This window comes from Kaarinaea lacus, from assembly GCF_975902315.1.
This window is the reverse complement of record NZ_CDLKIE010000418.1, coordinates 1-2993: the sequence shown is the minus strand read 5'-3', so window position 1 is coordinate 2993 and position 2993 is coordinate 1. Positions and strand designations below refer to the sequence as shown.

At 50.5% G+C, this 2993-nt stretch carries 4 protein-coding genes; all 4 read left to right on the top strand.

Features of this window, described 5'->3' with window-relative positions; genetic code table 11:
- A partial coding sequence (locus ACWVCM_RS13220; protein ID WP_455202229.1) for a F0F1 ATP synthase subunit B family protein occupies positions 1–188 on the top strand: 188 nt, incomplete at its 5' end.
- Positions 189–205: 17 nt separating this feature from the next.
- Positions 206–754 carry a F0F1 ATP synthase subunit delta gene (locus ACWVCM_RS13215; RefSeq protein ID WP_455202228.1) on the top strand — a complete coding sequence of 183 codons (549 nt, stop codon included), beginning with the start codon at positions 206–208 and terminating at the stop codon, positions 752–754.
- 41 nt (positions 755–795) lie between these two features.
- Positions 796–2337, top strand: a complete 1542-nt coding sequence (atpA, locus tag ACWVCM_RS13210; RefSeq protein ID WP_455202227.1) for a F0F1 ATP synthase subunit alpha — start codon at positions 796–798, stop codon at positions 2335–2337.
- 44 nt (positions 2338–2381) lie between these two features.
- On the top strand, positions 2382–2957 hold the full coding sequence (gene atpG / locus ACWVCM_RS13205) for an ATP synthase F1 subunit gamma (RefSeq protein ID WP_455202226.1): 576 nt from the start codon (positions 2382–2384) through the stop codon (positions 2955–2957).
- Positions 2958–2993 lie beyond the last annotated feature (36 nt).

Here is a 2993-nt window from a genome sequence, read left to right as displayed (position 1 = left end):
GTGCTGAAGGTGAACGCATTGTAACTGCTGCAAATGCCGAGATCGATCGGGAAATTAATCAGGCAAAAGAGGCACTGCGTACCCAGGTAGCCGTACTGGCTGTTGCTGGGGCAGAAAAAGTGCTGAAACGTGAGATAGATGCCAAGTCTCACGAAGGCCTGTTAAACGACATCGCAGCAGAGATCTAACTTTTTAGGAAACAAGCATGGCTGAGAAATCCACTATCGCCCGCCCTTATGCTGAAGCCATATTTGCTTTGGCCCAGGAAGGTGGTCAATTGAAGGAATGGTCTGTGTTGTTGCAAGCAATCAACCTGGTGACAGCTAATGAGGGCGTGCAAAGCCTTATTGGAAATACCAGTGTTAACAAAACACAGTTGTCCGAGTTGATCATTGATGTTGCAGGCTCTGGTGACAAAAGCGTGATGACTGATCAGGGTAAGAACCTGGTCAGGTTGCTGGCAGAAAATCGTCGTCTGAACGTTGTTGCTGAAATTACAGAACAGTTCGAGGCGTTGAAAGCCGAGGCAGAGAAAACAATAGAAGCTGAAATTGTTTCTGCTACTGATGTCAGCGCAGCGCAACAGTCACTTATTGCAGAGAAACTCAAAGCACGCCTGGGTCGTGAAGTTGCTCTTAAATGCACCATCGATGAGTCACTCATGGGTGGCGCCATCATCAAGGCTGGCGACATGGTGATTGATGGTTCGGTCAGTGGCAAATTAAACAAGCTTTCCGTGGAGTTGGTGGGCTAGGCAGTGACCTGGACCTGTTCCGAGATTAAAGGAAAAAGAAAATGCAATTAAATCCGTCTGAAATCAGTGAGCTGATTAAAAAACGAATCGAGAGTTTTGACGTCTCCACCGAGGCGCGCAATGAAGGTACCGTGGTCAGTATTACCGATGGTATCGTCCGTATCCACGGTCTGTCCGACGTTATGTTGGGTGAGATGATCGAGTTTCCCGGAAATACTTTCGGTATGGCACTTAACCTGGAACAGGATTCCGTCGGTGCCGTTGTGCTGGGTGCATACGAGCACATTACCGAAGGTGACAAGGTGCAGTGCACCGGTCGTATCCTCGAAGTGCCGGTGGGTCCAAACCTGCTGGGACGTGTTGTTGATTCTCTGGGTAACGCCATCGATGGTAAGGGCCCAATCGAAGCGGCCGGTTTTGAACCTATTGAAAAAGTGGCTCCCGGTGTTATCGAGCGTAAATCGGTCGATCAGCCCGTACAAACCGGGTTGAAATCCATCGATTCCATGGTGCCTATCGGTCGTGGACAGCGTGAGCTGATTATCGGTGACCGCCAGACCGGTAAGTCTGCTGTTGCCATCGACGCCATCATCAACCAGAAAGGTACCGGAGTTAAATGTATCTATGTTGCCGTTGGCCAGAAGGCATCCAGTATTGCTGGTGTTGTGCGCAAGCTGGAAGAGCATGGCGCCCTTGAGCATACGATTATCGTAGCGGCTTCTGCAGCCGATCCCGCCTCCATGCAGTACCTTGCCCCGTATTCTGGCTGCACCATGGGTGAATATTTCCGCGATCGTGGCGAAGACGCATTAATTGTTTACGATGATCTGACCAAGCAGGCCTGGGCCTATCGTCAGGTATCATTGTTGCTGCGTCGCCCGCCGGGTCGTGAAGCCTATCCGGGTGACGTTTTCTACCTGCACTCCCGTTTGCTGGAACGTGCAGCCCGTATCAATGCCGATGAAGTTGAACGCCTGACTAATGGTGAAGTAAAAGGCCAGACCGGTTCGTTAACGGCATTGCCGATTATCGAAACCCAGGCGGGTGACGTATCGGCCTTCGTACCGACCAACGTGATTTCCATTACCGACGGTCAGATCTTCCTTGAGGCGGATTTGTTTAACGCTGGTATTCGTCCTGCGATCAACGCCGGTCTGTCGGTATCCCGTGTAGGTGGTTCCGCGCAAACCAAGATCATCAAGAAACTGGGTGGTGGTGTTCGTCTTGACCTGGCCCAGTATCGTGAACTGGCCGCCTTTGCCCAGTTTGCCTCGGATCTTGATGAATCCACTCGTAAACAGATCGAACGTGGTCAGCGTGTTACGGAATTGATGAAACAGAAACAGTATGCACCACTGACCGTGGCTGAAATGGCCTGTTCGTTGCTTGCTGCCAACGAAGGTTATCTCGATGACGTTGAAGTAAAGAAGGTCGTGGATTTTGAAGCGGCCATGCTTTCATTCCTGCGTTCCAATAACGGCGACCTGCTCGACAAGATCAACGAGAGTGGTGACTTCAACGATGACATTGCTGCAGAAATGAAAGCAGCCATCGAGAAGTTCAAGTCATCAGGTACCTATTAACTTTTTTGTGTAACTAAAAGAAAAGGTAAAAGCGGGAGAGCAACATGGCTGTCGGGAAAGAGATACGTACCAAGGTCAAAAGCGTTCAGAACACGCAGAAGATCACTTCCGCTATGGAAATGGTGGCAGCGAGTAAAATGCGTAAGGCGCAGGACCGCATGGCGGCCTCTCGTCCCTACGCGGAAAAAATTCGTAACGTGATTCACCACCTGGCCCATTCCCATCCTGAGTACAGGCATTCCTATATGCAGGAACGCGAAGTCAAGCGGGTTGGTTTTATTGTTGTTTCCAGTGACCGGGGTTTATGTGGTGGCCTGAACGCCAACCTGTTTCGCGCCACGTTAAAATCCATGCAGGAGTGGGATGCGAAAGGTATCGGAATTGATGTCTGTGCCATTGGCTCCAAGGGCAGTGCCTACTTCAAACGCCTGGGCAGCAAAATTCGTTCGGAAACCAGTCATCTCGGTGATGCGCCTCGCATAAATGACATGATTGGCACCGTCAAGGTGATGCTGGATGCTTACGATAATGGTGAAATTGATCGTCTGTACGTGGTGTACAACGACTTTATTAGCACCATGGTTCAGGACCCGCGCATCGACCAGTTGCTACCGATTTAGGCTGAGGAAGAAGAAGAGTATGCCCATCACTGGGAT